27 protein-coding genes are annotated in these 25,397 nt (G+C 61.2%); 20 read left to right on the top strand and 7 right to left on the bottom strand.

From position 1 onward, the window contains the following. Positions 1 to 3: 3 nt before the first annotated feature. From gshB to rsmI, 5 genes are all read right to left on the bottom strand, one after another. Positions 4 to 951 carry a glutathione synthase gene (gshB, locus tag QD409_RS05465; protein WP_092843286.1) on the bottom strand — a complete coding sequence of 316 codons (948 nt, stop codon included), beginning with the start codon at positions 949 to 951 and terminating at the stop codon, positions 4 to 6. A gap of 93 nt (positions 952 to 1,044) precedes the next feature. After that, complete coding sequence (locus QD409_RS05460; RefSeq protein ID WP_092843288.1) at positions 1,045 to 1,548, bottom strand: cupin domain-containing protein; 504 nt, start codon at positions 1,546 to 1,548, stop codon at positions 1,045 to 1,047. A 97-nt stretch (positions 1,549 to 1,645) separates the two neighbouring features. Then, entirely contained in the window at positions 1,646 to 2,641 is a 996-nt protein-coding gene (locus tag QD409_RS05455) for an endonuclease/exonuclease/phosphatase family protein (protein ID WP_092843290.1), read from the bottom strand. Between the two features lie 102 nt (positions 2,642 to 2,743). Next, positions 2,744 to 3,124: a YraN family protein gene (locus QD409_RS05450; RefSeq protein WP_092843291.1), complete on the bottom strand. Its 381-nt coding sequence runs from the start codon at positions 3,122 to 3,124 to the stop codon at positions 2,744 to 2,746. Continuing rightward, complete coding sequence (gene rsmI, locus QD409_RS05445) at positions 3,117 to 4,025, bottom strand: 16S rRNA (cytidine(1402)-2'-O)-methyltransferase (RefSeq protein WP_092843293.1); 909 nt, start codon at positions 4,023 to 4,025, stop codon at positions 3,117 to 3,119. The genes QD409_RS05450 and rsmI overlap by 8 nt, the downstream gene beginning before the upstream one ends. A gap of 195 nt (positions 4,026 to 4,220) precedes the next feature. On the opposite strand from rsmI, the gene dnaN reads away from it, so the two are divergent. The 7 genes from dnaN (at position 4,221) to QD409_RS05410 (ending at position 9,409) form a co-directional block, all read left to right on the top strand. Then, on the top strand, positions 4,221 to 5,396 hold the full coding sequence (dnaN, locus tag QD409_RS05440; protein WP_425348503.1) for a DNA polymerase III subunit beta: 1,176 nt from the start codon (positions 4,221 to 4,223) through the stop codon (positions 5,394 to 5,396). A 270-nt stretch (positions 5,397 to 5,666) separates the two neighbouring features. Then, the gene (pmtA, locus tag QD409_RS05435; RefSeq protein ID WP_092843295.1) at positions 5,667 to 6,260 is read left to right on the top strand and encodes a phospholipid N-methyltransferase PmtA; all 594 of its coding nucleotides are present in this window, start codon (positions 5,667 to 5,669) and stop codon (positions 6,258 to 6,260) included. Between the two features lie 9 nt (positions 6,261 to 6,269). Continuing rightward, complete coding sequence (locus QD409_RS05430) at positions 6,270 to 6,857, top strand: histidine phosphatase family protein (protein WP_092843297.1); 588 nt, start codon at positions 6,270 to 6,272, stop codon at positions 6,855 to 6,857. A gap of 1 nt (position 6,858) precedes the next feature. Next, positions 6,859 to 7,551, top strand: coding sequence for an orotidine-5'-phosphate decarboxylase (gene pyrF, locus QD409_RS05425; protein WP_092843299.1), 693 nt, complete (start codon positions 6,859 to 6,861; stop codon positions 7,549 to 7,551). A 27-nt stretch (positions 7,552 to 7,578) separates the two neighbouring features. Continuing rightward, positions 7,579 to 7,866, top strand: coding sequence for a DUF1330 domain-containing protein (locus QD409_RS05420; protein ID WP_430762067.1), 288 nt, complete (start codon positions 7,579 to 7,581; stop codon positions 7,864 to 7,866). 112 nt (positions 7,867 to 7,978) lie between these two features. After that, entirely contained in the window at positions 7,979 to 8,959 is a 981-nt protein-coding gene (locus tag QD409_RS05415; protein ID WP_092843303.1) for a complex I NDUFA9 subunit family protein, read from the top strand. A 285-nt stretch (positions 8,960 to 9,244) separates the two neighbouring features. Then, positions 9,245 to 9,409 carry a hypothetical protein gene (locus tag QD409_RS05410; RefSeq protein WP_092843305.1) on the top strand — a complete coding sequence of 55 codons (165 nt, stop codon included), beginning with the start codon at positions 9,245 to 9,247 and terminating at the stop codon, positions 9,407 to 9,409. A gap of 69 nt (positions 9,410 to 9,478) precedes the next feature. Here QD409_RS05410 and QD409_RS05405 read toward each other — a convergent pair whose 3' ends face one another. Beyond that, positions 9,479 to 10,276, bottom strand: a complete 798-nt coding sequence (locus tag QD409_RS05405) for an undecaprenyl-diphosphate phosphatase (protein ID WP_004108247.1) — start codon at positions 10,274 to 10,276, stop codon at positions 9,479 to 9,481. Between the two features lie 150 nt (positions 10,277 to 10,426). Between QD409_RS05405 and QD409_RS05400 the strand changes: the two genes are divergently transcribed. The 9 genes from QD409_RS05400 (at position 10,427) to QD409_RS05360 (ending at position 20,843) form a co-directional block, all read left to right on the top strand. After that, positions 10,427 to 11,119 carry a glutathione S-transferase family protein gene (locus QD409_RS05400; RefSeq protein ID WP_092843307.1) on the top strand — a complete coding sequence of 231 codons (693 nt, stop codon included), beginning with the start codon at positions 10,427 to 10,429 and terminating at the stop codon, positions 11,117 to 11,119. A gap of 12 nt (positions 11,120 to 11,131) precedes the next feature. Next, positions 11,132 to 12,289, top strand: coding sequence for a tRNA epoxyqueuosine(34) reductase QueG (queG, locus tag QD409_RS05395; protein ID WP_092843309.1), 1,158 nt, complete (start codon positions 11,132 to 11,134; stop codon positions 12,287 to 12,289). Then, positions 12,289 to 13,161, top strand: a complete 873-nt coding sequence (locus QD409_RS05390) for an SDR family oxidoreductase (RefSeq protein WP_092843311.1) — start codon at positions 12,289 to 12,291, stop codon at positions 13,159 to 13,161. The genes queG and QD409_RS05390 overlap by 1 nt, the downstream gene beginning before the upstream one ends. 396 nt (positions 13,162 to 13,557) lie before the next feature. Next, positions 13,558 to 13,926: a septal ring lytic transglycosylase RlpA family protein gene (locus tag QD409_RS05385; protein ID WP_092843313.1), complete on the top strand. Its 369-nt coding sequence runs from the start codon at positions 13,558 to 13,560 to the stop codon at positions 13,924 to 13,926. 207 nt (positions 13,927 to 14,133) lie between these two features. Beyond that, a complete protein-coding gene (locus tag QD409_RS05380; protein WP_430762066.1) occupies positions 14,134 to 15,423 on the top strand; it encodes an RsmB/NOP family class I SAM-dependent RNA methyltransferase in 1,290 nt (429 codons plus the stop codon). A 323-nt stretch (positions 15,424 to 15,746) separates the two neighbouring features. Continuing rightward, the gene (locus QD409_RS05375) at positions 15,747 to 17,033 is read left to right on the top strand and encodes an imelysin family protein (protein ID WP_430762065.1); all 1,287 of its coding nucleotides are present in this window, start codon (positions 15,747 to 15,749) and stop codon (positions 17,031 to 17,033) included. 44 nt (positions 17,034 to 17,077) lie between these two features. Next, positions 17,078 to 18,637, top strand: a complete 1,560-nt coding sequence (locus QD409_RS05370; RefSeq protein WP_430762085.1) for a di-heme oxidoredictase family protein — start codon at positions 17,078 to 17,080, stop codon at positions 18,635 to 18,637. Then, positions 18,637 to 19,746 (top strand): imelysin family protein, encoded by a 1,110-nt coding sequence (locus QD409_RS05365; protein WP_430762064.1) that lies wholly within the window; start codon positions 18,637 to 18,639, stop codon positions 19,744 to 19,746. The genes QD409_RS05370 and QD409_RS05365 overlap by 1 nt, the downstream gene beginning before the upstream one ends. Before the next feature lie 5 nt (positions 19,747 to 19,751). Next, positions 19,752 to 20,843 (top strand): DUF1513 domain-containing protein, encoded by a 1,092-nt coding sequence (locus tag QD409_RS05360; RefSeq protein ID WP_430762063.1) that lies wholly within the window; start codon positions 19,752 to 19,754, stop codon positions 20,841 to 20,843. A 100-nt stretch (positions 20,844 to 20,943) separates the two neighbouring features. On the opposite strand, the gene QD409_RS05355 is transcribed toward QD409_RS05360, so the two are convergent. Then, complete coding sequence (locus tag QD409_RS05355; RefSeq protein ID WP_430762062.1) at positions 20,944 to 22,017, bottom strand: DUF2252 family protein; 1,074 nt, start codon at positions 22,015 to 22,017, stop codon at positions 20,944 to 20,946. Between the two features lie 82 nt (positions 22,018 to 22,099). On the opposite strand from QD409_RS05355, the gene QD409_RS05350 reads away from it, so the two are divergent. The 4 genes from QD409_RS05350 to guaA all read left to right on the top strand — a co-directional run bounded on the left by QD409_RS05350 (position 22,100) and on the right by guaA (position 25,376). Next, entirely contained in the window at positions 22,100 to 22,510 is a 411-nt protein-coding gene (locus QD409_RS05350; protein ID WP_430762061.1) for a nuclear transport factor 2 family protein, read from the top strand. 111 nt (positions 22,511 to 22,621) lie between these two features. After that, positions 22,622 to 23,071, top strand: coding sequence for a PaaI family thioesterase (locus tag QD409_RS05345; RefSeq protein ID WP_092843324.1), 450 nt, complete (start codon positions 22,622 to 22,624; stop codon positions 23,069 to 23,071). After that, the gene (locus tag QD409_RS05340) at positions 23,068 to 23,709 is read left to right on the top strand and encodes a 5'-methylthioadenosine/S-adenosylhomocysteine nucleosidase (RefSeq protein WP_430762060.1); all 642 of its coding nucleotides are present in this window, start codon (positions 23,068 to 23,070) and stop codon (positions 23,707 to 23,709) included. The genes QD409_RS05345 and QD409_RS05340 overlap by 4 nt, the downstream gene beginning before the upstream one ends. A 104-nt stretch (positions 23,710 to 23,813) precedes the next feature. Continuing rightward, entirely contained in the window at positions 23,814 to 25,376 is a 1,563-nt protein-coding gene (gene guaA / locus QD409_RS05335) for a glutamine-hydrolyzing GMP synthase (RefSeq protein WP_092843328.1), read from the top strand. Positions 25,377 to 25,397: the final 21 nt, after the last annotated feature.

Raw genomic sequence — 25,397 nt, 5'->3', positions numbered from 1 at the left:
GATTTAGACCCGCTTGGATTCGATCGCGTCCCAGAGCAGGCTGGCGATATCGGCGCCGCCGAAGCGCTTCACTTCGCGCAGCCCCGTTGGCGAGGTGACGTTGATCTCGGTCATGTAATCACCGATGACATCGATGCCGACGAGCAGGAAACCGCGCTCCTTCAGGGCCGGGCCGATGCGGGCGCAGATTTCCTTTTCGCGCGCCGTGAGCTCGGTCGCCTCGGCACGGCCGCCGACATGCATGTTGGAGCGGGCATCATGCTCGGCCGGCACGCGGTTGATCGCGCCGACGGCCTCGCCATCGACGAGCAGGATGCGCTTGTCACCCTTGCGCACGTCGGGCAGATATTGCTGGGCGATGAAAGGCTCGCGGAAGAGCTGGCCGAACATTTCCAGCAGAGAGGACAGATTGCGGTCGTCACGCGTCGAGTGGAAGACGCCGGCGCCGCCATTGCCGTAGAGCGGCTTCAGGATGATATCGCCCATCTCATCGCGGAAGCGGCGGATTTCGCCGGGATCGCGGGTGATCAGCGTCTTCGGCATGAGATCGGCAAATTCGGTGACAAAGATCTTTTCCGGCGAGTTGCGAACCCAAGCCGGATCGTTGACGACGAGCGTCTTCGGGTGGATGCGCTCGAGCAGATGCGTCGAGGTGATATAGGCCATGTCGAAGGGCGGGTCCTGACGCAACAGCACGACGTCCATGGTCGAAAGATCGACGCGCTCAGGCTCGCCGAGCTCGAAGTGATCGCCCTTGACGTCGCGCAGGATCATCGGCTCGACGGAGGCATAGACCTTGCCGTCGCGCATGCTCAGCCGCTCCGGCGTGTAGTGAAAGAGCTTGTAGCCGCGGTTCTGCGCCTCGAGGCTCATGGCGAAAGTCGAGTCGCCCGCAATGTTGATGCCCCGGACATGGTCCATCTGGACCGCAACATTCTTGATACCAGCCATAGTCAGCCCTCGCTCAGATTTGCGGACAGATGTAGGTCGGCCCGCCTCCAAACGCAACGGCTATTCAAGGACTTCCGTCAGGGTTGGCCGCTGTCAGGCGGCAAGGCCCTGCGCGCCGCCCTGCCGGACCAGATTGCGCAGGCGATAAGCCATGGTCAAAGGCTTCGGGAACGGCTTGCGGCAGAATGCGACCTTGCGCAGATAGCGATCGATGCGCCATGTCGCCCATGTGCCGCCAGCGAAATAGGCGACATCACCGGCACTCAGCGTGCGCTCGACGCCGTCTTCCGTGGTGATATGCACCTCGCCTTCGAGGATCATCACGGTTTCGTCCCAGCCGAAATACCAGCGAAATTCGCCGGCCGTGCAATCCCACAGCGCCGTTACCGCAGCATCGTCCTGCCCGCGCGAATGCTCGGCGATGCGGGCCACCGGATCACCCGACAGAATCCAGGATCGTTCGATCGGCGACGGTTTCATTTCCATTTCGCTGCTGGCGCCGGCTACGAAGCTTTTCGACTGCGGCAAAGCAACGACGACAGGAACGGCACGCGCGGCAAAGGCCGCCATGCCCGCCAACATCATTTTCAAGACCATGCAAACCCCCAATTTCCATGCGCGTCTGCCATCTCATCGCATGGGAGCGGTAACGGGGTGGTTCATGAAATCGAGAGCATTTTAATGATTGCAAAAATCAGGCAGAAAAACCTTCGATTGTACAAACGATCATGTCGTGATCGGAAAGCGGCTTGCCCTCTTCATTGAGCGAAGAGACAAGATGGCTTTCACCAATCTTCAGGCCGCGGCTCACGAACCAGTCGAGCTTCATGGTGCGATCGGGAAAGCGCGTGATCAGGCTCGGGCGCGTGCTCGTTTGATCCAGAGGCCCGCCATGGCATTCGAAGCCGCGACCTTCCGCCATGGCAAACAGGGTATCTGTCGAGAAATCGCCGCCGGTGTGGTTGCCGGTGTTGAGATCGCCGCCGATCAGGATCGGGAGACCGGGCGCGAAGGCTTCGACCGCATCGATCAGCGCCGCCATCTGCCGTTCGCGATAGGCAGCGGTCGCGACACTTTCGAGATGGACCGAAACGGCGACGAAGGGACCGGCCTCGGTCTCGACGACGGCACCGACGGCGCAGCGATCGCCGACGCGTGGCTGTTCGTTGCTGTCATTGAACCAGACGGCTTCGCCCGGCAGACGAAAAAGGAAAGCCTGCTTCAGGGTAACGGGCGCCATCAGCGCATTGCCGTGGAAGCCCTTCTCGTTGAAATCGTCGCGGCAGAAGGAGCGCTCGATTTCCGACCCAAGGCTGAGTTCGAGGAATTCGACGCCATAGGCATAGTTCATGCCGAGCGCGCCGGCGATAGCGGCAGTCGGGTCGCGCTGCTCGGTACGGGCCATGCCCTCATCCATCTCAGACAGCAGCACGAGCGGTGCCCCTGTTGTCCGCAGCTTGGCCGCGCTTTCCTCCGGAAACAGGCAGCGCTCCAGATTCCAGGCAGCGACCGTAAACGGGAAGGACAGGGCCTCGACCTTGGCTTCCGCACCACCAACACGCACCGTGTTCATGCAGGCAAGCGATGCCAGCGTCGCGGCGTGAATGGCCGGGGTCTTCTCCAGTGAAACGAGGCTTTTGCGCTCCTCCTGCGAGGGAACGGTGAAGGCGGAAACGGTATTGCGGATCATGGTGAGGCCTGTCGAAACGAGATTGTGAGCGTCGGCGAGAAAATCGCGAGTGCCGGTCGCCCGGCAATAGGCTGATTTTGTGACGGTCCTGTAACGCCCTGCTCAAAACGCATCGGGAAAATGCTGCGGCCAGCGCCCCGGCAGCATCGCGACGATGTCATAGCGTTGCGACAGACGGGCGAAATCCGGCTGCCGGGCAAGCCAAAGGTCGCTCGCGGCGCGGATGCGTCTCTGCGAAGAGAAGGAAACGGCGTCGATCGCCTCTTGCGCACCGCGCCTCGATTTGACTTCCACGAAGACGGCGAGATCGCCCTTGCGGGCGACGATATCGATTTCGCCGAGTTTCGTGCGATGGCGGATGGCGAGGATGCGATAGCCCTTGAGCATCAGAAAGGCGGCAGCGAGATATTCGGCGACATGGCCGCGCCGCCAGGCCTTTTGCCGCTTCAGCCTTTCGCCCGGCTCACCCCCTGTATCAGGCATGGCGCTCCTTCATGTCGAGCAGGCGCTGATAGAGTTCCTTGCGCGGCAGGCCAGTCAGGCGGGCGGCTTCGGCCGCCGCCTTTGCCGTCGGCATCGTCCCCGCGAGATCGGCCAGAATGGCGTCGACATCGGCCTCAGCCGTCACGCTTTCCGCCGGCGGACCGACGAGCAGAACGATCTCGCCTTTCACATTATCCACGGCATCGTAGAAAGCGGCGAGTTCAGCGAGCGATCCGCGCCGGAATTCCTCGAAGGTCTTGGTCAGCTCACGGCAAACGGCACCCACGCGCTCACCGCCAAGTACATCGGCGGCGGCAGCAAGCGTGGCGGCAATACGATGCGGCGACTCAAAAAAGATGAGGGTCGCGGGCACGCCCGCAAGCTCGGCCAGCCTGTCACGCCGGCCCTTGTCCTTGGCGGGCAAGAAGCCGGCAAAGAAGAAGGCATCGTTGGGCAAGCCGGAGCCGACGAGGGCTGCGAGCGGCGCCGAGGCGCCTGGAATAGGAACGACTTTGTATCCCGCCTCGATCGCCTGCGTCGCCAGCCGGTAGCCTGGATCGGAGACAAGCGGCGTGCCGGCATCCGACACCAGCGCCACCGATCGGCCGGCTTCCAGCGCCTGCAGCAGCCGCGGTCCTGCCTCATCGGCATTGTACTCATGATAGGCATAGGGCTTGTTCTGGATGCCATAGCGATCGAGCAGGACGCGTGTGACGCGCGTGTCCTCGCAGGCCAGAACGTCTGCGCCGGCCAGCGTCTCAAGCGCCCTCAGCGTGATATCGCCGAGATTGCCGATCGGCGTGGCGACAAGATAGAGAGCCGGTTCGAGGGGACGGGCCGGAATCTGATTGTTGTGCAGACGGAAACTGCGCGTCCCGCCGCTGGATTGGTCTTCGTTCATGCCGGTCCTGAATTCACTTGGGATAAGCAGCCTTTATGGGCGAGGCGCGCACGGACGGCAAGAGCGGTGCAATTCCTGTGGAGGATTGTCGACGAAATGTCGAATTGGCGCTTGGCAATTGATCCATGCCTCTTGCATTCGGATGGAGAAGTCTGCCAAGTTGCCTGTCCAATCTTTCGGGCCTCGTCCGAAAACATGTCGCTCGGGCGCCTCGGGCTGCCCGGCAAGTCACGGTCGAAAGCGGTAGCATCCATGCGTATAACAATTGAGCGGTCGAACCTCCTGAAGTCGCTGAACCACGTACATCGCGTGGTCGAGCGTCGCAACACGATCCCGATCCTGTCCAACGTGCTGCTGAAGGCCGAGGGCACGAGCCTCGACATGAAGGCAACCGACCTCGACCTCGAAATCACCGAGGCAACACCCGCCAATGTCGAGCAGGCCGGCGCCACCACTGTTCCTGCGCATTTGCTCTACGACATCGTGCGCAAGCTGTCCGACGGATCGGAAGTGCTTCTTGCCACCAATGCCGACGGCAGCTCGATGACGGTCGCATCCGGCCGCTCGAAATTCTCGCTGCAATGCCTGCCGGAATCCGATTTCCCGGACCTCACCGCCGGCAACTTCAGCCATTCCTTCAAGCTGAAGGCGGCCGATCTGAAGATGCTGATCGACCGGACGCAGTTTGCGATCTCCACTGAAGAGACCCGTTATTACCTCAACGGCATCTTCTTCCACACGATTGAAAGCGGCGGCGACCTGAAGCTCAGGGCTGTCGCCACGGACGGACATCGCCTGGCCCGTGCCGATGTCAGCGCCCCTTCGGGCTCCGAAGGCATGCCCGGCATCATCATCCCGCGCAAGACGGTCGGCGAACTGCAGAAGCTGGTGGACACGCCGGATACGATCGTGACCGTCGAAGTATCCGACGCCAAGATCCGCCTGACGATCGGCTCCATCGTCATGACCTCGAAGCTGATCGATGGCACCTTCCCGGACTATCAGCGCGTCATCCCAGCCAACAACGACAAGGAAATGCGGGTCGATTGCCAGACCTTCGCGCAGGCCGTCGACCGCGTATCGACAATTTCGTCGGAGCGCGGCCGCGCCGTGAAGCTGGCTCTGTCGGACGGCCAGCTGCTGCTGACGGTCAACAACCCGGATTCGGGAAGTGCGACGGAAGAAGTCGCCGTCGGCTATGAGATGGATCCGATGGAAATCGGCTTCAACGCGAAGTACCTGCTCGACATCACCGCTCAGCTTTCCGGCGATGCGGCCGTGTTCCTGCTTGCCGATGCAGGCTCGCCGACGCTCATTCGTGACACAGCCGGCGACGACGCGCTCTATGTTTTGATGCCGATGCGCGTCTAGAGCATGATGCCGAAAAGTGTGAGCGGTTTTCGGACGACATCATGCTCCACTTCTTTGATTCAAGAGCCGGATGATTTTAGGTCTGTTCGACCTAAAATCATCCGGCTCTGGCGAAACCAAAGCGCCCTTTCATGCGTTTCTACAACGTGAGGGCGCTTTTATTTGGTCCTTTTCGGATTGCGACATTTTCTCTTGTTATTGCGTCATCGCATTGCAAGATTTTAGATAAGCGGTATGTAAGTCGCGACCGTAACATCTAGGGGGGAATGCATGGCGCTGCGTCTCAAGGAACGGCTTGGCAAAAAATTCGATGAGGAGATCCGTTTCTTCAAGGGCATGATGCAGGGACCCAAGACTGTGGGATCGATCGCTCCCACCTCGTCGATCACTGCCCGCAAGATGGCGAGCATCATCAACACGCAATCCGGCCTGCCAGTGCTGGAACTCGGGCCGGGAACGGGAGCCATCACCAAGGCGATCCTGGCGCGCGGTGTCGAGCCGGAAAACCTCGTCGCCATCGAATACTCGACCGATTTCTACAATCACCTCGTCAAGCTCTATCCTGGCGTCCACTTCATCAATGGTGATGCCTTCGATCTCGACAAGACGCTCGGCGTGCTGCGCGGCCAGACCTTCGATTCTGTCGTCTCGGGTATTCCTCTGCTCAATTTCCCGATGAAGGCGCGTGTGGCGCTGCTGGAAAGCCTGCTGGATCGCATGCCGGCCGGCCGGCCGGTCGTACAGATTTCCTACGGGCCGGTTTCGCCGATCATCGCGCGGCCAGATCGCTACCACATCCGCCACTACGATTTCATCGTCCGCAACATTCCGCCGGCCCAGCTCTGGGTCTACACCCGCGGCTGAGGCAATCCGATGTACGCACTTTACATTACGCATCCGCAGGTGCGGATCGATGCCGATATTCCCGTGCCGGAATGGGGGCTTTCCGAGGTCGGTGCGGCGAGAGCGCGGGTGGCGGCAACCCGTCCCTGGGCGCATCAGCTTGGCCTGATCGTCTCGAGCGGCGAACGCAAGGCGATAGAAACGGCTGAAATCCTGGCGGCCACATGCGGCGACCCGATCGAAATCATCGAGGCCATGCACGAAAACGACCGCAGCGCCACGGGCTTCTTGCCGCCACCGGAATTCGAGAAGGCCGCCGACTGGTTCTTCGCCAATCCGCACGAAAGCTTCATGGGTTGGGAGCGTGCGATCGACGCGCAGACAAGGATCGTCTCCAATGTCGAGGCCGTTCTTTCGCGACATAACCCGCAGGTGCCGATAGCCTTCGTCGGGCATGGCGGCGTCGGGACATTGTTGAAATGCCATCTTGAGGGAAAGCCGATCGCACGGCAGGGCGACCAGCCGCCGGGTGGTGGCAATCTTTTCTGTTTCGATCTTGCGAAGCGCACGATCTCGTGCGACTGGACACCGATAGAAGACTGGATGGGATGGGCTTGAGATGACCGCACGCGACCGCTTGATCGTTGGACTGGATGTTCCAAACCTTCAGGAGGCCGAGAAAGTGGTCGGCGCCCTCGGCGACGATATCCTCTACTACAAGATCGGCTATCAGCTCGCCTTTGCCGGCGGCCTGGAATTCGCCCGCGATCTTGCCGCCGACGGCAAGAAGATCTTCCTCGACATGAAGCTGCTCGACATCGACAACACGGTAGCCTCCGGTGTGGAGAACATCGTCAAGATGGGTATGTCGATGCTGACGCTGCATGCCTATCCGAAGGCGATGAAGGCGGCTGTCGAAGCGGCCAAGGGGTCTAACCTCTGTCTGCTCGGCGTCACGGTGCTGACGTCGATGGACGAAGAGGACCTGATCGCCGCCGGCTACGAATACGATCCGCATACGCTGGTGCTGCGCCGCGCCGAGCAGGCGCATCTGGCCGGCATGGGCGGCATCGTCTGTTCGGCGGAGGAGTCCGCCGCGGTCCGCAAGATCATCGGGCCTGATATGGCGCTAGTCACGCCCGGCATTCGCCCGGCGGGCAGCGACAAGGGCGACCAGAAGCGGGTGATGACCCCGGCCGCAGCCATCAAGGCTGGCTCCAGCCATCTCGTCGTCGCCCGACCGATCGTCAAGGCGGCCGACCCGAAGGAGGCGGCCCGCGCCATTCTCGCCGAGATGGACGCCGCACTCTAAAACACCCAAACAAGCATGGAGGAACATATGGCAAAGGGATATTGGATCGCGCGCGTGGATGTCCGCGACCCCGAGCGCTACAAGGATTACGTTGCTGCCGCCAAGCCGGCTTTCGAGAAATACGGCGCGAACTTCCTCGCCCGCGGCGGTGCTTTCACGCCGCTCGAGGGACAGGCGCGCGGTCGCAACGTCGTCATCGAGTTTCCGTCGCTGCAGCATGCCGTCGATTGCTACAACTCGCCGGAATACCAGATCGCCGCCAAAATCCGCCAGCAGGTGGCAGACGCTGAAATGGTCGTCGTCGAAGGGGCTTAAATCCTTTGAAAACGCGACGCTGCAATGCAGCGCGATAGCACTTCACCTCGGCGCTCGGATCGGCTAAGACGAAACCAGACAAGCCCAATCAAAGCCTTTCGAGGAGCCTGCCATGACCCTGTCCAACCTCCCGCCGCTCGTTACCGTGTTCGGAGGATCAGGCTTCATCGGGCGGCACGTCGTGCGCGCGCTTGCAAAGCGCGGATACCGCATCCGTGTCGCCGTGCGCCGCCCCGACCTTGCCGGCTTTTTGCAGCCGCTCGGCAATTTCGGCCAGATTTCGATCGTTCAGGCTAATGTGCGCTACCGCAACTCCATCGACCGCGCGGTCGAAGGCGCGCAGCATGTCGTCAATTGCGTCGGCATCCTCGCCGCAAGCGGCCGCAACACCTTCGAAGCCGTGCAGGAGTTCGGCGCCAAGGCCATTGCGGAGGCCGCACGCGGCGCCGGCGCTTCGCTGACGCATATTTCAGCGCTCGGTGCCGACGCCAAATCGGCTTCGGTCTATGCCCGCACCAAGGCTCGCGCCGAAACCGCCATTCTGTCGATCAAGCCGGACGCGGTCATCCTGCGCCCCTCGATCGTCTTCGGACCGGAAGACGAGTTCTTCAACAAGTTCGCCGACATGTCCCGCACGGCGCCGTTCCTGCCGTTGATCGGCGGCGGCAAGACGAAATTCCAGCCCGTCTATGTCGAGGATATCGCCGAGGCCGTTGCCCGCAGCGTCGACGGCAAGCTGAAGGCCGGCACGACCTATGAGCTCGGCGGCCCGGAAGTGCTGTCCTTCCGCGACTGTCTCGAGACCACGCTTTCCGTCATCAGCCGCAAGAAGACGCTCGTCTCCATCCCCTTCGGCCTCGCTTCGCTGATCGGCTCGATCGCTTCCCTGGTGCCGCTCATCAAGCCGCCGATCACCGCCGATCAGGTCACGCTGCTGAAGAGCGACAACGTCGTTTCCAAGCAGGCGGAAGCAGAGGGACGCACGCTGACGGGCATAGGCCTGCTGCCGACGCTTCTCGTCTCCGTGCTGCCGTCCTATCTCGTGCGTTATCGCCCGCAAGGTCAGTTCACCGGTTCGGGCAAAGCGGCCTGACGATTCGGAGATTCGTGAAATTCAAGCGCCGCCGGCCTCGCCGAGCGGCGTTTTTTATTGTCTGGAAAGGCGGAAATCGGGCGCTTCAGGCCTGTCAGAGCCCCGTGATACACAGCTTAGCGTTGCCTAAAAGACGCAGTGCGGAAATAGTGCCATTAACGTCAAATTTAATATGAACATTTATTGCTATTGCTCACTTCACTGACTAACACAGCCGCGCGTCACGAGCTTGCACAACGAACCGATCGTGGCGCGCTTCACACTTCTGCGGAAAGGCATTTTTCGATGGGCAAGTCTATCGCGCTTTTGTTTGCGTGCGCGGCACTGGTGATTCTCGCAGGCTCTTTCGTCGCCCGCGGCAGCATCGCCTCGGTGAAGGGCGAATGTGCGCCGGCCTACGGCGTCGACCCCTGCACGACAGGCTCTATCAACGCCTCCTCCTCGAATTGATAGGCATGAAAAAGGCCGGCTCCCACCGGCCTTAGCTGTCTCTGGGATTGCGGTAGCGGACGGGCTGCGTCAGCCGAAGTAGAGTCCGATCAATCCGACCGTGCCGACGGCAATACGCCACCATGCAAAGGGAGCGTAGCCGCGGCGGGAGACGAAATCGAGCAATGCCCGGACGACGAACAGCGCCGATATGAAGGCGGTGACGAAACCGATAACGATCAGCAGGCCTTGGTCCGTGCTCAGATCGTGACGGCTCTTCCAGAGATCCAGCGCAAAGGCGCCCGCCATGGTCGGCATGGCGAGGAAGAAAGAGAATTCGGCGGCCGAACGCTTGTCGGCACCGAGCAGCAGCGCTCCGACGATGGTGGAGCCGGAACGGGACGTTCCCGGAATCATGGCCAGGCACTGGAAGAAACCGATCTTGATCGCCATCGGCCAGGAGAACTCGTAGGCGCTGTTGTATTTGGGCTTGAACTTGATCCTGTCGACAACGAGCAGAACGATGCCGCCGAGGATTAGTGAAATACAGACGACCTTCGGCGAGTCGAACAGCACGGTCTTGATGAAATCATGGGCAAGCGCGCCGATGACGGCTGCCGGCAGAAAGCTGAAAAGGACGGCCAGAACGAAATGGCGGGCCTTGACGCTGACAGGCAGCGCCTTGGCGATCTGAACGAGCCGATTGAAATAGACGAGCAGGATCGCGAGAATCGCACCGAGCTGGATGAGAACGTCGAAAGTAGCGGCTTCCTTGAAGCCGAGAAAATGTCCGAGCAATATCAAATGTCCGGTGGAGGAGACCGGAATGAACTCCGTAAGCCCCTCCACAAGGCCTAAAACCAGCGCGATAATAATTTGTTCAGCCATATCGTGTCCTTTGTCAAACGGCAGGGCGGCCCGATTCGCTTGTGCAAACTAGGCCAAGATCCTATAGCTTCAACCGATGACAAATGACTAGGGCCGCAGAATCGCGACCCGAAAGACTCCGTAGCACCAATTAGAAACACCCGAGTAGCAATGCCGACGCTTTATCATCACCCAATGTCATCTTCATCACGGTTCGTCCGGCTGATCCTGACCGAATATGGTTATCAGACGGAATTGATCGACGAACAGACATGGGAAAAGCGCCGCGACTTCCTGGCGCTGAACCCCGCCGGAACCTTGCCTGTCTATGTCGATGACAGCATGCGGGCGCTCTGTGGCGCAGCCGTCATTTCCGAATATCTCGACGAGACGCACGGCGTCCTGAAGCGGGATCGCCGGCTTCTGGCCGAAGATCCGTTCCAGCGCGCCGAAATTCGCCGGCTGACGGAATGGTTCATGCAGAAGATGGAGCAGGACGTCACGCGGCCGCTGGCGCGCGAGCGCGTCTTCAAGCTGCAGATGACCGCCGAACAGGGCGGCGGCGCGCCCGATTCCAAGGTCATGCGGATGGCGCGCGGCAATATCCGCCAGCATATGAAGTATCTGTCCTGGCTTGCCGGTTCCAGACAATGGCTCGCCGGCGACCGGCTGAGCTATGCCGATCTTGCCGCAGCGGCCTCGATTTCCGTGCTAGACTATCTCGGAGAGATCGACTGGACGGAATCCCCGATCGCCAAGGAATGGTATCAGCGGCTGAAGTCGCGCCCGTCCTTCCGGCCGATCCTGGCGGAACGCGTGCGCGGTGTCACTCCCGTTTCGCACTACGCCGATCTGGATTTCTAACGAGGGCTCGTCATGCCCGAGGATCGTGAAGCGGAAAAAGCCGGCAAGCGACGGAGCGCGCTGACCGCCTTTCTGCGCGAAGAGGCGCGCGCCCAAGGCTTCGATCTCTGCCGCATCACACGACCGGACGCTATCCCGCAGGCGGCCGTCAGGCTCGGCCAGTTTCTGGACAAGGGCCATCACGGCACCATGGGCTGGATGGCAGAAACGCGCGAACGGCGCGGCGATCCGCGCGTTCTCTGGAGCGAGACGCGTTCCATCGTCGTCTTCGGCCTCAACTACGGCCCCGACGAAGATCCGCGTGGCGTTCTGGAGAAGAAGGACAAGGCGGCAATCTCCGTCTATGCGCGAAACCGCGATTATCACGACATCATCAAGGGACGGTTGAAGGAGATCGCCACTCGCTTTGCCGCACGCTCGAAGGAAGACGTCAAGGTCTTCGTCGATACCGCACCGGTCATGGAGAAGCCGCTGGCCGGCGCGGCCGGCCTTGGCTGGCAGGGCAAGCATACCAATCTCGTCAGCCGCGCCTTCGGATCCTGGCTATTTCTCGGCTCGATGTTCACCACGGCCGATATCGAGCCGGACGAGCCCGAGATCGACCATTGCGGCTCCTGCCGGGCCTGTCTCGACGTCTGCCCGACCAACGCCTTCCCTGCCCCCTATCAGCTGGATGCCCGCCGCTGCATCTCCTATCTGACTATCGAGCACAAGGGACCGATCGATCCGGAGCTTCGTCCGATGATCGGCAATCGCATCTACGGCTGCGACGACTGTCTTGCCGCCTGCCCCTGGAACAAGTTCGCAAGCGCCGCCTCGGAAATGAAGCTGGTTGCGCGGGACGATCTCAAGGAGCCTTCGATCGCCTTTCTGCTGACTTTGGACGACGCGGCGTTTCGCGCTTTCTTCAGCGGCTCGCCGGTGAAGCGCGTTGGCCGGGATCGGTTCATCCGCAACGTGCTCATCGCGGCTGGTAATTCCGGCGAGCCGTCGCTTATAGGAAGATGTTGCGAATTGGCTGAAGATCCTTCGCCTGTCGTGCGCGGCATGGCGGTGTGGGCGTTGTCGCGACTGATGACGTCTGGCGAGTTCCGCGCATTTGCGGCACAAAGGCATGATGAAGCGGACGAAGAGGTTCGCGCCGAATGGACATTGGCGGGAGTTCTATGATGCATGTGATGATTTTCGGCTGCGGTTATTCGGGAACGGCCATCGCCAAGGCTTTCGCCGGCTCCGGCATTCGCATCACCGGCACGACCCGCTCCGCCGACAAGGCGGAATTATTGACCAAAGAAGGCATCGAAGCCTTCGTCTTCGACGGCGAGACGCTCGATCCCGATCTGGCCGAGGCAATGCAGTCCGCAACGCATCTGGTGCAATCGATCGCGCCGGGGAAAGCGGGGGATCCGCTGTTACGGCTGGCCCAGCTCAATCTGCAGGCGCTGATGCCGAAGCTGCAATGGATCTGCTACCTCTCGACCGTCGGCGTCTATGGTGACCACAAGGGCGCCTGGGTCAGCGAGCAGACCGTGCTGCACCCAGTCGCGGATCGCTCCGTCGAGCGCGTCGAGGCGGAAGACGGTTGGCTGCGCGCCGGCATCAGGCTCGATCTTCCCGTCGCCGTCCTCAGGCTCGCCGGCATCTACGGTCCGGGGCGAAACGCCTTCTGCAATCTGGAAAAGGGCACGGCGCGGCGCCTCATCAAGGCAAACCAGGTTTTCAATCGCATCCGCGTCGAAGATATCGGCGCCTGTGCTCGCTTCCTGTCCGACCGCGGTCTTGGCGGCATATATAATGTGACAGACGACGAGCCCGCGCCGCCGCAGGACGTGATCGTGGAAGCGGCCCGCCTCATGGGTGCCGAGCCGCCGCCCGAACAGTCCTTCGAAACGGCGGAACTGACGCCGATGGCGCGCTCCTTCTATGGTGAGAACAAGCGTGTTTCGAACGCGAAATTGCGCGCGCTCGGCTTTGCCTTCCACTACCCAGAATATCGCATGTCACTTGCGGAACTATGGTCTTCCGGGCGCTGGCGAGGCTGAAAAACGGGTTCCGCCAGCAAGCGAAATCGCATGAAAATTCCTACTTCGCGACCCGGCCTAGTTCAATTTTCCCCGCAATTATGGTTAACGACCTCTAAAATTGCACAAATGCGGCAGTAATTATGGCAAGGCCGCAAAATTATTTTTCCAAAATTCGTGATCCCAGGCATTACGGCATGCTCGCGAGAAAAATCGTTCCACTTTTAACTGATTTTATTAGGTTTTTTCCATAACCGAGCAAATCCACTGAATAGTCACAGTATTTGTTGCGATTCACAAATGTTACAGACCGTAACATTCCGTGATCAAGAGTGGCACTTTTTCGCCATTTTTGGCCGGATTTAAGCCCCACCGCCTGCGCAAGGCGCAAGTTCAATAGCTTGAGGGAAAAACGGTTTGAAGAAAATCGCACGTTCTTTGGCGATCGCTGCAACTATATCTGCCTCCTTTGCTGTCGTTTCGACACCGGCATTTGCATCCGCTGGCTGCGGAGGCGCTTCATGGTACGGAGGAAGCTCCCGAACTGCTTCCGGGGAACGTATGAGTTCCAGAAATCTTACTGCCGCCCATCGCTCGCTTGCTTTCGGCACGCGTCTGCGGGTCACCAACAAGCATAATGGCCGCAGCGTCGTCGTCCGCATCAACGACCGCGGACCTTTCATTCACGGCCGCGTTCTCGATCTCTCCCGCGCCGCCGCTCAGAATATCGGCATGGTCGCCTCCGGAACGGCCAAGATCTGCTACGAAGTCGTCGCCTCCAAGTAATCGCCGGCCTCTGCAACGACCCGGTAAATCGGCATGACGCTTGCTCTCTCGGTCAATCGCGGCTACCACGCGGTTGAGACGCCTCAACAATCCGCTGCCAGGTGCAATATTCGAGCGGATTGGTAGGGTGTCAGCAGTTTTGGCAGGGCGCAGATCTTCCGGCGGGCCGAATGGGCTCCGGATCATGCGCAAGCAGGAGAGCGATGAATGCGTCTGGGCGGCCGATTGCAGGGGGCCATCGAAGTTCTTGCCGATATCGAAACGCGCAAGCGACCGGTGGCCGATGCCCTGAAGGATTGGGGCCTTGCCCATCGCTTCGCCGGTTCCGGCGACAGGGCCGCGATCGGCAATATCGTCTACGACGCCTTGCGTATGCGGCTTTCCCATGCCTGGCTGATGGAAGACGACAGCCCCTCGGCACTTGCCCATGCCGTACTCTTTCGCCAATGGGGCCTGACGCCCGAGGCTCTCGCCGCCGAACTCGACGGCGACAAGTTTGCGCCCGAAGCGCCAGGCGCCGAGACCCTGGCGGCCTTTGCCGCCCGCAAGCTTGAAGATGCCCCCCTCCACATTCAGGGCGACATTCCCGAATGGGTCGAACCCTCCTTCCTTCGCGCATTCGGTGAGAGCTGGCTTTCCGAAGCGCAGGCTCTTTCCGAACGTCCGACGCTCGACCTTCGCGCAAACTCGCTGAAGGCTGACCGCCCCAAAGTCGTGAGGGCGCTGGAGCGTGCAGGCGCGCAGGCATCGAAGATTGCCCGTTTCGGCATCCGCATTCCAGCCGGCGAAGGCGCATCCCGCTTGCCGAACGTCACCGCCGAACTCTCCTTCCAGAAGGGCTGGTTCGAGGTTCAGGACGAAGGCTCGCAGATCGTTGCCGATCTCGTCTTGCCCGAAGAGGGCGATCAGGTGCTCGACTATTGCGCCGGCGGCGGCGGCAAGACGCTCGCCATGTCGGCTGCCATGCATAATAAGGGCCAGGTCCACGCCTATGATAGCGACCGGCGGCGGCTCGCACCGATCATCGAGCGGCTGAAGCGGGCTGGAACCCGTAATGTCCAAGTCCATGACGAGCGCAACGCCTTGCTGGCCCTGCGCGGCAAGTTCGATAAGGTGCTCGTCGATGCGCCATGCACCGGCACGGGCACCTGGCGGCGCCGGCCCGATACCAAGTGGCGGCTGACGCAGAAGAATCTCGACGAGCGCACCAGCCAGCAGCAGGAAGCCCTGGCACAAGCCGGCGAGTTCGTCCGCCCAGGCGGCTCGCTGCTCTATGTGACCTGCTCGGTCCTGCCGGATGAAAACGAAGCGCAGGTGAACCGCTTTGCTGCGCAGAATCCGGACTTCGAGGTGGTGGAAACCTTGAGCTCGTGGGAAAAACTGTTCGGCAAGGAAGCGCCGCAGCCGCTCTCCTCGGACGGAAAGACCATCACGCTGACGCCCGCCTCCACAGATACCGACGGCTTCTTTTTCTGCCGTTTGCAGCGCAAGGGATGAGTTGAAATCCATCCGCGCTCGATGAATTGCAGCCGAGGCGGAATGAGATGAGACGGCGCGGCGGCGATGACCTTTGCGCTGCCGAGCACGACCATCGTGGCCAGCGTTCAAGCCTACGGATGCTATCCGAATGTTGCAGCCGGCATGGCTGGTCGGCAGGCGCCGCTTTTTTCCCCGCAAATCCATTCATTGACAGCGCCTGAACCAATGAAGACCAGCCTTAAAACAATTCCAAACTAGAGTGTTTGACACAAGTTTATTTTTCATACATGACACAAATTACCAAGTTTTGACGGTGTCCCCCGCTGTCACAGGAGAGGAATATGAAACTGAAGATCAATATTGGCGCCGCGCTTGCGGTGGCCCTCGCCACGACTGCCGCATCCGGCCTGCCGGCCTTCGCAGCCGCTCCGGAGCCCGCTGCCGTCCTCAAGCATTATACGGAACTGGCGCATGCCAAATATCAGGACGCGCTGACCACGGCGCAGGCGCTCGACAAGGCGATCGACGCCTTGCTTGCCGACCCCAGCGACAAGACGCTGAAGGCAGCGCGCGCCGCCTGGATCAAGGCTCGCGTTCCCTATGCGCAGACGGAAGTCTATCGTTTTGGCAATCCGATCGTCGATGATTGGGAAGGCCAAGTGAATTCCTGGCCGCTGGACGAAGGCCTGATCGATTACGTCGATGCTTCCTACGGCACCGAAAGTGACGAAAACTCGCTCTATGTCGCGAACGTCATCGCCAACAAGACGATCAAGATCAACGGCAAGGATGTCGACGCTTCGCATCTGACGCCAGAATTCCTGTCGGGCACGCTGCACAAGGCCGGCGGCGTCGAGGCCAATGTCGCGGTCGGCTATCACGCCATTGAATTCCTGCTCTGGGGCCAGGACCTGCACGGCACCGGACCGGGCGCCGGCGAACGCCCGGCCACCGACTATGATCTGAAGAATTGCACGCATGGCAATTGCGATCGTCGTGCCGAGTATCTGCGCTCCGCTTCGACGCTGCTCGTCGCCAACTTCAAGGACATGGCGGAGAAGTGGGCGCCGGACGGCGACGCCACCAAGAATGTCCAGGCCGATCCGAAGGCTGGCCTCACCACCATCCTGACCGGCATGGGTTCGCTCTCCTATGGCGAACTCGCCGGCGAGCGCATGAAGCTCGGTCTGCTGCTGCACGATCCGGAAGAAGAGCAGGATTGCTTCTCCGACAATACCTATAACGAGCACAATGGCGACGCCATCGGCATCGCTTCTGCCTATAACGGCAATTATACGCGCGTCGACGGCACCAAGATGAAGGGCCCGTCGTTGCACGACCTGGTCAAGGCCAAGGATCCGGCGCTCGACAAGGAAATGGAAGCCAAGCTCGACGCCACCCTCGAAGCCATGAAGGCGCTGGTGCATCGCGGCGAGACGGTCGAGAAATACGACCAGATGATCGGCGAGGGCAACAAGGAAGGCAACGCCACCGTGCAGAAGGCGATAGATGGCTTGCTCGACCAGACGAAGAGCATCCAGCGCGTCATCGCCGCTCTCGATCTCGGCACCATCAAGCTTGAAGGTTCGGCGAGCCTGGACAATCCTAACACCGTCTTCAAGAAGTAATGAGGGAGGTGGCAGCGCGGCAAGGCGCTGCCACCTCGACGCCCATGACAAGCATCCAGGCTAATCGCGCCCTCCTACCCGCCCTAGCTGCGGTTTTTTTGGTTTTCTCCATCACCCTGGCTGCAGCCGGCCTCCTCGACTTTCCGGCCACGCGGACAGACATTTCCCCCGAACAGCTGAAGCGGGTGCGTGACGTGACCCGCGCGACCACGGATTTTTCCAAGGCCGAGGCCTATGAAGCGATGCAGGGCGGCGCGCTCACGTCGGTTGATCCGGTCACTCGCGATATCTTCTCGCAGCCCTCCGCCAATCTTAGCCTGGAGCAAGGGCAGAATTTCCATCTCGGCAATGCCCTCTTCCGCAAGCTCTGGGTCTCCTCCCCCTCCTCCACGCAGGCCTCCGACGGGCTCGGGCCGCTGTTCAACGCCCGCTCCTGCCAGAGTTGCCACCTCCGCGACGGCCGCGGACATGGGCTCGAAAAGACCGGCGTTGATGCCACATCCCTGGTGCTGAGGCTGGCACGACCGGCCGCAACTCCGGAGGAGGAGCAGGCGGCCGAGGACTTTCGCGCGCTCAACTTTCCGGATTCCACCTACGGCGCGCAGCTGCAAGATCTTGCCGTGCCCGGCCTTGCAGCCGAAGGCAAGGTGACGGTTACCTATACCGAGGAAACGGTGACGCTTGCCGGCGGCGAGACCGTGACGCTGCGCAAACCGCACTACGGCGTGACCGATCTTGCCTACGGGCCGATGGATCTCAACACCACGTTTTCGCCGCGCATCGCGCCGCCGATGATCGGCCTCGGCCTGATCGAGGCCATTCCGGAAGCCGATATTCTTGCCAATGCCGACCCGGAGGGCAAAAACAGCGACGGCATTCACGGCAAGGCGGCCATCGTCCACGATCATCGCACAGGGCAGATCGCGCTTGGCCGTTTCGGCTGGAAGGCTCAGAATGCGACGGTGCGCGATCAGGCCGCCGACGCCTTCTCCGTCGATATCGGCATCTCGACGCCCGACCGCCCGAACCCCTATGGCGACTGCACGGCGAAGGAGCCGCGCTGCCTAGCCATGCCGAACGGCGTGCAAAAGCGCCTCGGCGACACGGAAGCGCCCGATCCCGTCCTTCCGCTTGTGACCTACTATTCCGAAAATCTCGCGGTGCCCGCCCGCCGCAAGGCAAGCTTTCCCGATGTGCTGCACGGCAAGGAAATGTTCTATCGTTCCGGCTGCGCTTCCTGCCACACGCCGAAATTCGTGACCCGCGACGGCATCAGGGGCAGCGACGGCAAAGACTCCCCACAGGCCTTCCAGCTGATCTGGCCCTATTCCGATTTCCTGCTGCACGACATGGGCGAAGGCCTTGCCGATGGACAGCAGGTGGGCGTGGCATCGGGACGCGATTGGCGTACGACGCCGCTCTGGGGTATAGGCCTCACGCAAACTGTCAGCGGACAGCAGGCCTATCTGCATGACGGCCGCGCCCGCACATTGACCGAAGCCATCCTCTGGCACGGAGGAGAGGCTGAAAAAGCCCGCAATGCGTTCGCCGAGCTTTCCAAGGACAATCGGCAAGCCCTCATCAACTTTCTGGAGTCTCTCTGATGCGCCACTGGAAACGTCTCGCTGCCAGCCTTCTCCTCACCGCTGCGGCTCTGCCTGTCCATGCTGAGGATACGGCGACCACTGGCGCCGGCCTGAACGAGGCGGCGGTGCCGGCGGCTCTGCAGAAGGCGGTAGACGACGTCATCCGCCCCGGCTACCGCGCCATGCATGACTCCGCCTTGAAATTGACGGTGGCGATGAAGGCACTTTGCGCCGATCCCTCCACTGCCACGCTGGCAAGCGCCAAGTCGGCCTTCGGCGACACTGTGAAGAGCTGGTCTCGCATTGAGATCGTCGACACGGGGCCTATCATCGAGAAGAACCGCTTCGAGCACATCCTGTTCTATCCCGACCGCAAAGGTGTCGGCCTCAAGCAGGTGCAGGCATTGATCGCCAAGGCGGATGAGCAGGACACGACCGTCGAAGCCGTTGCCGGCAAGAGCGTGGCGCTGATCAGCCTGACGGCGCTGGAATACGTGCTCGACGGCAACGGCTCGGAGGCGCTCGCCACCGAAAAGCAGAACTTCCGTTGCCGCTATGGTGCGGCCGTCGCCGGCAATATCGAAAGCACGGCCAAGGAGATCGCCGACGAATGGGACGCCCCGGACGGAGTGCAGAAATCCTGGAAATTCCCTAGCAAGGATAGCAGTGATTTCACGGACAACAGGGAAGCGGTCACGGCACTGCTCGGCGTCCTCGTGCATGGTGCGGTCAAAATCCGCGACCAGCGACTGGAAACCTTCTACAAGGGCGATCCGGCATCAGCGCGGCCGAAAATGGCGGTCTACTGGCGCTCCGCCAACACCTGGACCTCTTTTTCCGGCAATATCGAGGGCTTGAAGACGCTCTGGGAAAAGGCCGACATGGCGAGCTTACTGCCATCAGACAAGCGTGATGTCGCCGCCAAGATCGGCAAGCTGCTGAACGAACTTGCGACCATGGCACCGACGATCGATCCCGATATCGAAGCAGCTATCGGCAATGATGCGGAACGCGCCAAGATCGACAAGCTGCTTTCCGTCAGCCGCGATCTCGCCACCGGCTTCAGCGACGAATATGGTGGCGCCATCGGGCTCTCGGCAGGCTTCTCCTTCGCGGACGGAGACTGAGCGCGATGCGCAGCGGCTTCATTGATCGGAGAGCCTTCGTCAAGGCGGCAGGACTGACCTTCCTTGCGGCGCTCAAGCCCGGCGCATTGATCGCGCTGGAGCGGGCGGATGCGGTCTACGCCTCGGGCATCCGCGCCGCCGACGGCTCCTTTGCCCTGGCGACGGTGACCGAACAGGGCCGTATCGTCGATCAGGTCGCTTTGCCCGCTCGCGCCCATGGCATGGCTTTTTCGAAGGCGACCGGCAAGACCGTCGCCTTCGCGCGGCGGCCGGGCACCTATGCGATGATCTTCGACCCTTGGAACAAGGCCGAGCCGATCGTCATTTCCGCCAAAGAGGGGCGGCATTTCTACGGGCACGGCACGTTTTCGCCCGATGGCAGACTGCTCTATGCCAGCGAGAACGACTTCGACAACAATCGCGGCATTATCGGGCTCTATGATAGCAGTAACCGCTTTGCCCGAATCGGCGAATACGAGACCTATGGCGTCGGGCCGCACGACATGACGGTCTCGAACGATGGCAGGCTCCTGATCGTCGCCAATGGCGGCATCGAAACGCATCCGGATTTCGGCCGCACCAAGCTCAATCTCGACCACATGGAGCCGTCGCTGACGCTGATCGACGCGGCAAGCGGCCGGCTGATCGAGAAGCATACGCTACCGCCGCAATACGCCCGGGTATCGACCCGTCACGTTGATATCGATGCAAACGGCAGAATCTGGTTTGCCTGCCAGTATGAGGGTCATCGTCGCGACCTGCCGCCGCTTGTCGGCCACTTCGCGAGGGGCGAGGACCTGACCTTCGTCACCCTGCCCGACGATACGACCCGGGCACTCGGCAACTATGTCGGCGCCATCGCCGTCAACCGCGCCGAAAATCTTGTCGGCGTCACGTCGCCGATCGAAGGGACCTCCGTGACGCTGGATGCGAGGACCGGTAAGGTGCTGAAGGTAGAAAGCATCGCCGATGCGGCCGGCATTGCGCCGACCAGTCACGGGTTTGCCGTATCGTCCTATGATGGGAATTTTCTGGGCGAGCACAACGATGTCGCCTGGGACCAGCATATCGTGCGGATCAAGCGGCCTGCGGCTTGATGGGCGTGGGAATTCTACCAAGCACGGAAGTGAACTAAGTTTGCTCTACTTCCGTCACCCCTCCGCGAACTCGCAACTTAGATTTTGTCTGAACACCTCATCACCGCCGAGCAAATTCCGCCTGCTCCGCCGTGACCGCTACAGCCGCCGCCTTGGCGGCCGTGCGCAGCCAATCGGTGCCGCGCGCATCGAGATCGGCCAGAATGCCGGGAACGAGCGAAGCATCGTTGGCATGGCAATTGGCGATTTCGAAGCCCATCAGATCGAGCATATTCGGCGACAGCAATACCTGCGCATCGCCTTCGACCTCGATCTTGCGGCTGTTGGGTGACAGGCGGCGCACCAGCAAGCCTCCGTCCACCTGATACCGCGGGTCAGGTGAACGTGCCCGTCCGCCGGCGATAATGCCCGTGCGGATCGTCTTGTCCGACGGATCGTGCTTCAATGACCAGCCGGATTGCAGCAAGGCCTTGACCTCGCGCAGTACAGGCCCGCCGCGCCATTCGGCATAGGCAACGAAGCGTGGCCGACCCAGGCTGCCGGTGCCAGCGAGGCGCGGCTTGGGTTCGAATACGGTCGCAGGACCCGGCAAAGCATTGCTCAGCGCGTCAAGATAGCGATTTGCAATCGGGCCGTTTGCCTGCAGCAGGCTGCAATATTTTTGCCAGAAAGCCTTGCGTTCGGCATTCGGCAGCAGCACGGCCTTGCGCAGCCATTTGTAATCGCGTTCGAGAATGACGGGAGACGGCGCGCGCAAGCCGCGGCGATAGCCCGCGAGGATGCTGTCGGCAACGACGCGCGGCGTCGGGCCATCCTCGCTGCGCGCCAGGATGGCGCTCACAGCAAGGCGCACCAGATCGAGCGCATAGGGCATGACGGCCGCCTCGTCGAAGTCATTCGCGCCCCAGACCAGTCGCCCTTCCTCGTCACGCCATGTGCCGAAATTCTCCAGATGCGTATCGCCGATCGCCAATATCCGTGGCGCGTTCTTGAGATCGGGGCAGATGTCGAGGATCGTCTCGGCCCAGCGCCAATAGGTTCCGCGCAGGAAGGAGAAGCTGTCAACCCTCATCAGCTTGTGCTTCTTCTCCAGACCAGCCTCTACCAGATCGGCGCCAAGCTGCGCCCGCAGCCAGGTCTCATAGGCCGCTACCGATTGCAGGATCGTCGTCATTCGCGCGCCTCGTCATGAACTCTCTCACTCGAATAGCATGGCGCGGCCGTTGAGAAAATTCGAGGCGAGCAATAGAAGCTTGATGGGCTTATTTTCCACCGCCAATCCGGACCTTGCAAACAATATGAACCAACCGAACGCCGACGTGACATTGCCCGTGCAAATGCAGCTGGAGGCCTATAATGCCAAGGATATCGACGCCTTCATGCAATGGTGGGCGGACGACTGCGAATATTATCAATTTCCCTCCACTCTGCTCGCCAAGGGAGCCCTGGAAATCCGGGAGCGTCATGTCGCCCGCTTCCGCGAACCGAATCTCTTCGGCAAGCTGGTCTCGCGCATGGCGGTCGGAAATCTGGTCATCGATCAGGAAATCGTCATTCGCAATTTCCCCGAGGGACGCGGCGAAGTGGACGTGATCTGCATCTACGAGATCGAAAACGGCAAGATCGCCAAAGCCTGGTTCAAGATGGGGACGCCGCGTCTGGATTAGCCGAGAGAGAAATGGGTTGCAAAGCCCGCGGCGGCAACGTCGATTTCCATCGGATAACCCTTGTCCAAACGGCCTCCCCGTGCGAGTTTCGCACCTGCGAAAGGGGACGACATGACAGTGGCAGACAACGGCGATTTCCGGACCCGCATCAGAACGAGTTTCGATCGGCAGGCGGCAATGGCGACGATCGGCGCGGAACTGACACGCGTGGAGCACGGCACGGTGGAGATCGAGCTGCCGTTCGATATGAAACTGACGCAGCAACATGGCATCCTACACGCCGGCATCATCGCCGCCGCCCTGGATTCGGCCTGCGGCTTTGCCGCCTACAGCGTCATCGATCCCTCCGCATCCATCCTGACCATAGAATTCAAAATCAATCTGATGTCGCCGGGACGCGGCGAGCGCTTCCTCTTTCGGGGCGATGTCACCAAGCCAGGCACGACGATCATCGTCGCCGACGGCCGTGGCTATGCGATCGGCGACGGACCGGCCAAGCTGATTGCCTCGATGACGGGAACCATGATGGTCATCCGGGGCAGAGAGGGAATTAGCGGATGAAATTCGAATTGAAGCGCGTCTCGGGCAAAACGATCCTGTTCGTGATGGCGGCCGAGGCCGAATACGGGCCCTTCCTGCGCTCACGCATCGACCCGCTGATGACGGGCGTCGGCCCTGTCGAGGCCGCGATTGCGCTCACCCGCACCTTCGCCCAGCTCGAAGCCCAGGACGACCTGCCCGACCTCGTGGTTTCGCTCGGCTCGGCCGGCTCCGCCAGACTGGAGCAGACGGAAGTCTATCAGGTCGCGTCCGTTTCCTATCGCGATATGGATGCCTCGCCGCTAGGCTTTGAAAAGGGCCGCACGCCTTTTCTCGACCTGCCGGCGACGATCGAACTGCCGCTACGCATTCCCACCATTGCCGAAGCCAGCCTTTCGACCGGCGGCAATATCGTGTCCGGCACGGAGGCTTACGAGCGCATCGGCACCGATATGGTGGATATGGAAACCTTTGCAGTGCTGCGCGCCTGCCAGACCTATAGCCTGCCGCTGATCGGCCTGCGCGGGATTTCCGACGGTCAGGTCGAGCTGCAGCGCATTTCCGACTGGACGGAATATCTGCATGTGATCGATCGCAAACTGTCCTACGCCGTGGACGGCCTGTTTACGGCGCTGGAAGACGGCGTATTCTGGTTCTGACAGGCTGGAAACCAAGCATTAGTAAGGACAATCGGGACAATAAAATCGGCCCTCGCGTGATTTGCCCGATTGCCAGGGAAAGCGCTTTTCATTAAAGGCTCGCCATGACCCAGACAGCACATCCAGACACCGTTCTCATCGTCGATTTTGGCAGCCAGGTGACGCAGCTCATCGCACGGCGCGTGCGCGAAGCGGGCGTTTACTGCGAAATCGTTCCCTTCCAATCCGCCGAAGCCGGCTTCAAGCGGCTGCAGCCGAAAGCCGTGATCCTGTCCGGCAGCCCGGCCTCGACCGTGGACGAAGGCTCGCCGCGGGCGCCGCAGATCATCTTCGACAGCGGTATCCCTGTCTTCGGCATCTGCTACGGCCAGCAGACCATGTGCATGCAGCTCGGCGGCAAGGTCGAGAGCGGCCACCATCGCGAATTCGGCCGCGCCTTCCTCGAAGTCGACAAGGATTGCCCCCTCTTCGAAGGCCTCTGGTCGAACGGTTCGCGCCATCAGGTGTGGATGAGCCATGGTGACCGCGTCACCGCCCTGCCCGAGGGCTTCGAAGTGGTCGCCACCTCCTCGAACGCGCCTTACGCCTTCATCGCCGACGAGAAGCGTAAATATTACGGCGTGCAGTTCCATCCGGAAGTGGTGCATACGCCCGACGGCGCCAAGCTGATCGGCAACTTCATCCATAACATCGCCGGCATCAAGGGTGACTGGTCGATGTCGGCCTATCGCGCCAAAGCGGTTCAGGCAATCCGCGATCAGGTTGGCGACAAGCGCGTCATCTGCGCACTCTCCGGCGGCGTCGATTCCTCTGTCGCGGCGTTGCTGATCCACGAAGCCGTCGGCGACCAGCTGACCTGCATCCTTGTCGACCACGGCCTGATGCGCAAGGACGAGGCGGCCAATGTCGTCGCCATGTTCCGCGAACACTACAATCTGCATCTCCTGCATGTCGACGCTTCCGACCGCTTTATCGGCGAGCTCGAGGGCGTCAGCGACCCTGAGACCAAGCGCAAGATCATCGGCCGGCTCTTCATCGAGACCTTCGAGGAAGAGGCCAAGAAGCTCGGGGGCGCCGACTTCCTCGGCCAGGGCACGCTCTATCCAGACGTCATCGAGAGCGTTTCCTTCACCGGCGGCCCCTCGGTCACCATCAAGTCGCACCACAATGTCGGCGGCCTGCCGGAGCGCATGAAGATGCAGCTCGTGGAGCCGCTGCGCGAACTATTCAAGGACGAAGTGCGCGCGCTCGGCAAGGAGCTCGGCCTGCCCGACAGCTTCATCGGCCGCCATCCCTTCCCTGGCCCCGGCCTCGCCATTCGCTGCCCCGGCGGCATCACCCGCGAGAAGCTGGAGATCCTGCGCGAAGCCGATGCCATCTATCTCGACGAAATCCACAAGGCCGGCCTCTACGATGCCATCTGGCAGGCATTCGCCGTGCTGCTGCCGGTCCAGACCGTCGGCGTCATGGGCGACGGCCGCACCTACGAATTCGTCTGTGCACTCCGCGCCGTCACCTCCGTCGATGGCATGACTGCGGATTTCTATCACTACGACATGGAATTCCTCGGCCGCGCCGCGACCCGCATCATCAACGAAGTCCGCGGCATCAACCGCGTGGTCTACGACGTCACGTCGAAGCCGCCCGGCACGATCGAGTGGGAATAATTTTGCCCCTCCGGCCGTATC

Source organism: Rhizobium sp. BR 315, assembly GCF_050577975.1.
GTDB lineage: Bacteria > Pseudomonadota > Alphaproteobacteria > Rhizobiales > Rhizobiaceae > Rhizobium > Rhizobium miluonense.
This window is presented reverse-complemented; position numbering and strand designations above follow the sequence as displayed.

Coding starts and splice junctions, on each gene's coding strand:
- gshB (WP_092843286.1), bottom strand. CDS start 951: ATGGCTGGTATCAAGAATGTTGCGGTCCAGATGGACCATGTCCGGGGC.
- QD409_RS05460 (WP_092843288.1), bottom strand. CDS start 1,548: ATGGTCTTGAAAATGATGTTGGCGGGCATGGCGGCCTTTGCCGCGCGT.
- QD409_RS05455 (WP_092843290.1), bottom strand. CDS start 2,641: ATGATCCGCAATACCGTTTCCGCCTTCACCGTTCCCTCGCAGGAGGAG.
- QD409_RS05450 (WP_092843291.1), bottom strand. CDS start 3,124: ATGCCTGATACAGGGGGTGAGCCGGGCGAAAGGCTGAAGCGGCAAAAG.
- rsmI (WP_092843293.1), bottom strand. CDS start 4,025: ATGAACGAAGACCAATCCAGCGGCGGGACGCGCAGTTTCCGTCTGCAC.
- dnaN (WP_425348503.1), top strand. CDS start 4,221: ATGTCGCTCGGGCGCCTCGGGCTGCCCGGCAAGTCACGGTCGAAAGCG.
- pmtA (WP_092843295.1), top strand. CDS start 5,667: ATGGCGCTGCGTCTCAAGGAACGGCTTGGCAAAAAATTCGATGAGGAG.
- QD409_RS05430 (WP_092843297.1), top strand. CDS start 6,270: ATGTACGCACTTTACATTACGCATCCGCAGGTGCGGATCGATGCCGAT.
- pyrF (WP_092843299.1), top strand. CDS start 6,859: ATGACCGCACGCGACCGCTTGATCGTTGGACTGGATGTTCCAAACCTT.
- QD409_RS05420 (WP_430762067.1), top strand. CDS start 7,579: ATGGCAAAGGGATATTGGATCGCGCGCGTGGATGTCCGCGACCCCGAG.
- QD409_RS05415 (WP_092843303.1), top strand. CDS start 7,979: ATGACCCTGTCCAACCTCCCGCCGCTCGTTACCGTGTTCGGAGGATCA.
- QD409_RS05410 (WP_092843305.1), top strand. CDS start 9,245: ATGGGCAAGTCTATCGCGCTTTTGTTTGCGTGCGCGGCACTGGTGATT.
- QD409_RS05405 (WP_004108247.1), bottom strand. CDS start 10,276: ATGGCTGAACAAATTATTATCGCGCTGGTTTTAGGCCTTGTGGAGGGG.
- QD409_RS05400 (WP_092843307.1), top strand. CDS start 10,427: ATGCCGACGCTTTATCATCACCCAATGTCATCTTCATCACGGTTCGTC.
- queG (WP_092843309.1), top strand. CDS start 11,132: ATGCCCGAGGATCGTGAAGCGGAAAAAGCCGGCAAGCGACGGAGCGCG.
- QD409_RS05390 (WP_092843311.1), top strand. CDS start 12,289: ATGCATGTGATGATTTTCGGCTGCGGTTATTCGGGAACGGCCATCGCC.
- QD409_RS05380 (WP_430762066.1), top strand. CDS start 14,134: ATGCGTCTGGGCGGCCGATTGCAGGGGGCCATCGAAGTTCTTGCCGAT.
- QD409_RS05375 (WP_430762065.1), top strand. CDS start 15,747: ATGAAACTGAAGATCAATATTGGCGCCGCGCTTGCGGTGGCCCTCGCC.
- QD409_RS05370 (WP_430762085.1), top strand. CDS start 17,078: ATGACAAGCATCCAGGCTAATCGCGCCCTCCTACCCGCCCTAGCTGCG.
- QD409_RS05365 (WP_430762064.1), top strand. CDS start 18,637: ATGCGCCACTGGAAACGTCTCGCTGCCAGCCTTCTCCTCACCGCTGCG.
- QD409_RS05360 (WP_430762063.1), top strand. CDS start 19,752: ATGCGCAGCGGCTTCATTGATCGGAGAGCCTTCGTCAAGGCGGCAGGA.
- QD409_RS05355 (WP_430762062.1), bottom strand. CDS start 22,017: ATGACGACGATCCTGCAATCGGTAGCGGCCTATGAGACCTGGCTGCGG.
- QD409_RS05350 (WP_430762061.1), top strand. CDS start 22,100: ATGGGCTTATTTTCCACCGCCAATCCGGACCTTGCAAACAATATGAAC.
- QD409_RS05345 (WP_092843324.1), top strand. CDS start 22,622: ATGACAGTGGCAGACAACGGCGATTTCCGGACCCGCATCAGAACGAGT.
- QD409_RS05340 (WP_430762060.1), top strand. CDS start 23,068: ATGAAATTCGAATTGAAGCGCGTCTCGGGCAAAACGATCCTGTTCGTG.
- guaA (WP_092843328.1), top strand. CDS start 23,814: ATGACCCAGACAGCACATCCAGACACCGTTCTCATCGTCGATTTTGGC.